This window comes from Blautia sp. Sow4_E7 (assembly GCF_052116245.1).
Lineage (GTDB): Bacteria > Bacillota > Clostridia > Lachnospirales > Lachnospiraceae > Blautia_A.
Genome location: NZ_JBQKLL010000074.1, coordinates 1 through 5,598 on the forward strand (window position 1 = coordinate 1; position 5,598 = coordinate 5,598).

A 5,598-nucleotide genomic window follows, 5' to 3' on the forward strand; every position below is an offset into this window, starting at 1 on the left:
CATTTTTCGTCATCATAAAAAACACCGCCCTTCTGATATTTATTATATCAGAAAAGCGGTTCCAACAATAGCAAAACCCTGCAAAAGCAGGGCTTTGTCTACAATCTGAAATGAGACTTCTGCAGGAGTCTCATTTTTTTTATAATGGTTAATAGCTATAATAGATGTTCCCTGCTTTTTAAGTATTAACATCTAACAGGTAAAATCTGTAAGCAATGGGAGGACGTAGAAAATGAATAACTTTATCTTTGAAAATTCAACCAAAGTTTTCTTCGGAAAGGGGTGTGTGAAAGAATATCTTTCCTGCCTTTCCAGTAAATATGGCGAACGGGTGTTGCTGGCTTATGGCGGCGGTTCCATCAAAAAGAACGGAATCTATGAGGAAGTAATGAATATCCTGGAAAAAGCAGGCAAAACAGTAATTGAATTTTCCGGCATTATGGCGAACCCCACTTATGCAAAGGTTCAGGAAGGTGCCAGAATTGCAAGGAAAAATTATGCAGACTGGATTTTGGGAATTGGAGGCGGTTCTGTTATGGACTGCTGTAAAGCAGTATCTCTCGCAGCTGTCAGCCAGAAAGATATCTGGAACGAATACTGGGCAAAACCGGGAATCATTGATTTTGAACCGCTGCCTCTTGGAGTGATCGTCACAGTAGCGGGCACTGGAAGTGAATGCAATGGAGGAGCCGTCATCACCAACGAAGCATTAAAAATCAAAACAGGACGGGACTACCCAAAATGCAATCCGAAATTCGCCCTGATGGATCCGGAGTATACTTACACAGTTCCAGTAAAACAGATGGTTTCCGGAAGCTTTGACATTTTATCCCATATCATGGAAACTTATTTCAGTGAACCAAATGAAAACAATGTATCCGATGATATTTCCGAAGCACTTATGAAAAATGTAATCCAGAATCTTCGGGCAGCCGTAAAAGATCCAGAGGATTATACAGCACGCAGCAATCTGATGTGGGATGCTGCCATGGCAGAAAACAGGATCATTAAATTAGGTAAAAAATGTGACTTTGAATGCCATCAGATGGAGCATCAGCTTGGAGCCTTCACAGATTGTAACCACGGCTGTGGCCTGGCTGTTCTTCACCCGGTTTATTATAGGCATATTTACAAATATGGTCTTTCCAAATTCGCCCGCTTCGCAAAAAACGTATGGGGAATCCAGCCAGATGGAAAAAGTGAGGAACAACTGGCAGAAGCTGGTGTGAACGCGCTTGCTGATTTTATCAAAGAAATTGGACTTCCTTCCAGCTTCCATGAGCTTGGTCTTCCAGAAGATATAAATCTGAAGGAAATCGCGGATTCCTGTAATCTGGTTCCTGGAAGCTACAAAAAAATGTCACACGAAGAAATCCTGGAAATTTTCAGGGAATGTATGTAAATCTGGAGTATCAGAAATGTACAGTAAATAGAGATGTTATTTTATAAGAATTTTATTAATCTGTCTTTATGCTCTATTTGCCTGCAGCATTGTCGCAGCAGATGCCGAACAGAATCTGATAGAAAAAGAGGATACCAGAGACAAAATGAAAACGGAAATAGAAACAGACGTTGCTTATGATAGACATACTAAAGTACAGGATGTCATAAATGATCCTGTATTTGAAGATTATGGCCGGCTTATTTTCCCTGTGGACATGAGAATTGCCAATGACCTGACATTGGAAAACCTGGAAGAGATTCTCCCCTGGTATAGTGAAGTAAATCCGGATAAAACCGTAGAAATCGCAAACTATCTCCACGATCAGGCAGCAGACGGAAATCAGATCTTTTACGATATTTATACAGATGAAGAGAAAAAAGAAGATCCTGAAAAAGAAGATACCGGACTGTTTTTCTTCCGCGGAGATCCCGGAGAGAAATTTGCTGTTTTAAATGCAGGCGGTGGATTCATGTATGTGGCAGGAATGCAGGACAGTTTTCCTCATGCTCTGGAATTATCGAAAAAAGGATATAATGCCTTCACTTTAATTTACCGTCCGGGAGCACAGACTGCCTGCGAAGATCTTTCCCGGGCAATCGCGTTTATTTTTAGCCATGCAGATGAAATGCAGGTGGATACTTCCGATTATTCCCTGTGGGGCGACTCTGCTGGTGCAAGAATGGCAGCATGGGTGGGAACTTACGGAACAGCCATGTTCGGTGAAGAGAATTATCCCGCGCCGGCAGCTGTCATCATGCAGTACACAGGCCTTTCTGAAGTTACAGGCTACGAACCGCCCACCTATGCCTGTGTAGGAACCAGTAACGGAATAGCCTCCTATAGAACCATGGAGCAGCGGATCCGCCGCATCCAGGCAAATGGGACAAACGCAGAAATTGAAGTATTCAAGGGCCTTTCCCACGGATTTGGCCTTGGAGAAGGAACTGTAGCAGAAGGCTGGCTGGACCATGCTGTCACCTTCTGGGAAAACTCTATTTTTTTAGCCTTTACCATTAGGTTTAAACTGGATAACAAATGGAATTTTCTATCCTGATTTCTAAAAAAGTATAATTAATTCAGAAAGCCAAAGATAAGGAATCCTTTTTATGATGATTCTAAACACAGGAGGTATTATGAAAACCAAAATGTTTATTCCACTTCTCACTCTTTTATCTGTATGCAGCCCCCTTTCCTTTGCACATGTGGTATCCGCAGCTGCGGTACGGGAGAGCAATACCAATCAGCAGGTTATAACAAGCGCTGTAATTCCAGATGAACTGACCATGATCCCAGAGGGGTATGAATCAGAAGCAGACCAACAGGGAACCATCGAAAAGCTTACCTACAAAACATATGAGTCAATGACCTACGACCAGAAAAAGCAAGAGCTTACCAAAAACGCTTATGTTTATCTTCCCTATGGCTATTCAGACGAGAAACAATACAATGTGTTTTACCTTATGCAGGGCGGCTGGAGTGACGAAACAACCATGTTAGGAACTGACGTATCACCTAATACTCTAAAAAATGTGATTGATCATGCAGTCGAAGATAAAAAGATGCAGCTTATAATTATTGTCTGCCCGACTTATAATAATACAAGTGATCAGGACAGTGCAGATTATGAACTGGCAATTCAGCTTACAGATAATTATCACAACGAATTGGTAAACGATCTGATTCCAGCGGTAGAAGACAAGTATAGTCCCTTTGCAGAAAATACCTCCCCATCGGGGCTTTTGGCATCCAGAGATCACAGGGGTTTTGGAGGATTCTCCATGGGCTCTGTGACAACCTGGCATACGTTCCAATACTGCCTGGATTATTTCCGGTATTTTATGCCAATGAGCGGAAACCTTACGTTAGATGGAAACTTTATGGATGATATTGTGAAAAACTCCGGTTGGACCTCAAAGGATTTCTTTATTTTCGCCATGTCCGGTACAGACGATTTTGCCTATTCTGCCTTTGCCTATCAGCTTGCAGCTATGCTCAGTGTGATTGATGGAAATTTTATTGAAGCCAATAAGGAAGCAGATGGTAATCTGGCGTTTCGTGTACAGGAAGGTGGTACGCATACTGCTGAATATGCCAGCCAGTATATTTACAATGGTCTGTGTTGGTTCTGGAATGAGTAAATAGTAGAAATAAGGATAATGAAATGAGTAAGAAAGTATTAAAAATATACTGATCCTTATATTAATTATAATAATCGTTCTTGCGGGTATTTGCGGCTACCTGTTTATGGACGGAAAAGTTACAGATGCCAGTGATCTGGTAACAGAAGGAGAAAAGAGTACAAAATCACTTGTCGTATATTTTTCAAGAATGGGTGAAATTCCAGGAGAACTGGATGCTGTCTCTTCTGCAACTGTAAGTTCAAATTCTCAGCTGTCTGGCAGTGATAGTGATGCGCAGGCAGCAGCAAAGATGATCCAGCAGTTGACTGGTGCAGACCTGTATCAAGTCAAAACTGACCGCTATTACCGCAAATCCTTTATGGGAACTGCCGCCAGAGCATGGATTGAAAACACCTTTGATCTGCGCCCTGCCCTTGCAGCAAAACCAGAGAATCTGGATCAGTATGATACCATCTATGTAGGCTACCCCATCTGGTGGTTTAATGCACCCATGGCAATCGGTACATTACTGGAAAGCTACGAGCTTTCTGGGAATTTAATCAAATCGTTCTGCTCCAAATAATAAAGCTGATCAGAAATATCCGGTGTGTCGATTAAACCACAAGACATCATTTTGTTGGACAATGTTTTTACTGGTAAAGCAAAATGATAACCTTTTACAAGGCATCTCATAATGTATCCCCTAATAGAAGCATTGTTCTCTACATTAGAAAAACCACCCATTTCCATCACTCCTTTCTCACGTCAACAAGCTATTTTCAGCTTGCTTGAAATACCTTTGACTTATTTTGGGATAAGTTTAAGATATTTTGAGAAAAAAGCAACCTCGAAGGGTGGTTTTTCACGGTTTGTAGGGCGTATTTCAAGTTATTTTCACTTTTTGTAGGGAACTTCACATCTGAAGGAATCTACTGAACCATGGTTTGTAGAAAATGTGTATTCCAAGTTGATTGAGAAAATTGAGAAAATGGAACCGTAAATGAGTTCTTTTAAGCCCTACGCCAGGGCTTTTTCCTCTTCTTCCGTTGCATTTTCCCTGGTCCCATTGTAAAATGATTACATTATACGAGAAAAGAGAAGAGAACATGAGTGAGAAAATTGTAGTTTGCCTTGAAAAGGGCGGCGCAAGAGATATGGCGGAAGCTTTTTCCAGGCGCACCGGTACCCCGATCACAGAAAAGCCGGGAGAACAGCTGACTGTGCTTTTTAATTCCAAAGGTGTTTCTTTAACCGGATATGGTCTGACTTATCAGGGAGATTTCGAGAATATGCTTCACCGGGTGACCAACGGAAGATTACAGCATGAAATGCTGGTACGGGCTTCCAAGTCAGAAAAACCAGGACGCAAGGCGATTGATGCCACAGCAGGCATGGGAGAGGACGGGTTCCTTCTGGCGGCCCAGGGTTATGAGGTAACTTTGTATGAGCAGAATCCGGTGATCGCGGTTCTTTTAAAGGATGCCCTGCGCCGGGCGAAAAAGCATCCCGTCCTGAAAGAAATCGCAGCCCGGATGAAACTGGTAGAGGGAAACAGTGTGGAATTGATGCCGGCACTTCTGGATCCGGTGGATGTTATCTACCTGGATCCCATGTTCCCTGCAAGACAGAAGTCCAGCCTGATCAACAAGAAACTGCAGCTCATCCAGAAGCTGGAGCCCCCATGTTCCCAGGAAACCGACCTTTTCGACGCCGCCATCAGCGCCGACCCGGATAAGATCATTGTAAAACGTCCACTAAAAAGTGAATTTCTGGCTGGACGGAAACCGTCTTATACTTTAAACGGGAAAGCGATTCGGTATGATTGTTATACGTTATAGGGGAATTTAAATTTAGTATCAAAAGAGCAGGCTACAGTATGTGAAGCCTGCTCAGATTGTAGACAAAGCCCTGCTTTTGCAGGGTTTTCAGATTGTAGACAAAGCCCTGCTTTTGCAGGGTTTTGCTATTGTTGGAACCGCTTTTCTGATATAATAAATATCAGAAGGGCGGTGTTTTTTATGATGACGAAAAATG

General features: G+C 42.4%; 5 protein-coding genes. All 5 read left to right on the forward strand.

Translation table 11 applies throughout. From position 1 onward, the window contains the following. Window positions 1-232: 232 nt before the first annotated feature. Window positions 233-1,402 carry an iron-containing alcohol dehydrogenase gene (locus ACTQ50_RS18875; RefSeq protein ID WP_441485448.1) on the forward strand — a complete coding sequence of 390 codons (1,170 nt, stop codon included), beginning with the start codon at window positions 233-235 and terminating at the stop codon, window positions 1,400-1,402. Between the two features lie 145 nt (window positions 1,403-1,547). Then, complete coding sequence (locus tag ACTQ50_RS18880) at window positions 1,548-2,498, forward strand: alpha/beta hydrolase (RefSeq protein ID WP_441485449.1); 951 nt, start codon at window positions 1,548-1,550, stop codon at window positions 2,496-2,498. A gap of 79 nt (window positions 2,499-2,577) precedes the next feature. Further along, a complete protein-coding gene (locus tag ACTQ50_RS18885; RefSeq protein ID WP_441485450.1) occupies window positions 2,578-3,582 on the forward strand; it encodes an alpha/beta hydrolase in 1,005 nt (334 codons plus the stop codon). Window positions 3,583-3,688: 106 nt separating this feature from the next. Then, window positions 3,689-4,147, forward strand: coding sequence for a flavodoxin (locus ACTQ50_RS18890; protein ID WP_441485451.1), 459 nt, complete (start codon window positions 3,689-3,691; stop codon window positions 4,145-4,147). Window positions 4,148-4,670: 523 nt separating this feature from the next. Further along, window positions 4,671-5,402 (forward strand): class I SAM-dependent methyltransferase, encoded by a 732-nt coding sequence (locus ACTQ50_RS18895; RefSeq protein WP_441485452.1) that lies wholly within the window; start codon window positions 4,671-4,673, stop codon window positions 5,400-5,402. Window positions 5,403-5,598 lie beyond the last annotated feature (196 nt).

Excerpts from the sequence above, each read along its gene's own strand:
- ACTQ50_RS18880 (WP_441485449.1), top strand. The coding sequence starts at position 1,548 with ATGAAAACGGAAATAGAAACAGACGTTGCTTATGATAGACATACTAAA.
- ACTQ50_RS18885 (WP_441485450.1), top strand. The coding sequence starts at position 2,578 with ATGAAAACCAAAATGTTTATTCCACTTCTCACTCTTTTATCTGTATGC.
- ACTQ50_RS18875 (WP_441485448.1), top strand. The coding sequence starts at position 233 with ATGAATAACTTTATCTTTGAAAATTCAACCAAAGTTTTCTTCGGAAAG.
- ACTQ50_RS18890 (WP_441485451.1), top strand. The coding sequence starts at position 3,689 with ATGGACGGAAAAGTTACAGATGCCAGTGATCTGGTAACAGAAGGAGAA.
- ACTQ50_RS18895 (WP_441485452.1), top strand. The coding sequence starts at position 4,671 with ATGAGTGAGAAAATTGTAGTTTGCCTTGAAAAGGGCGGCGCAAGAGAT.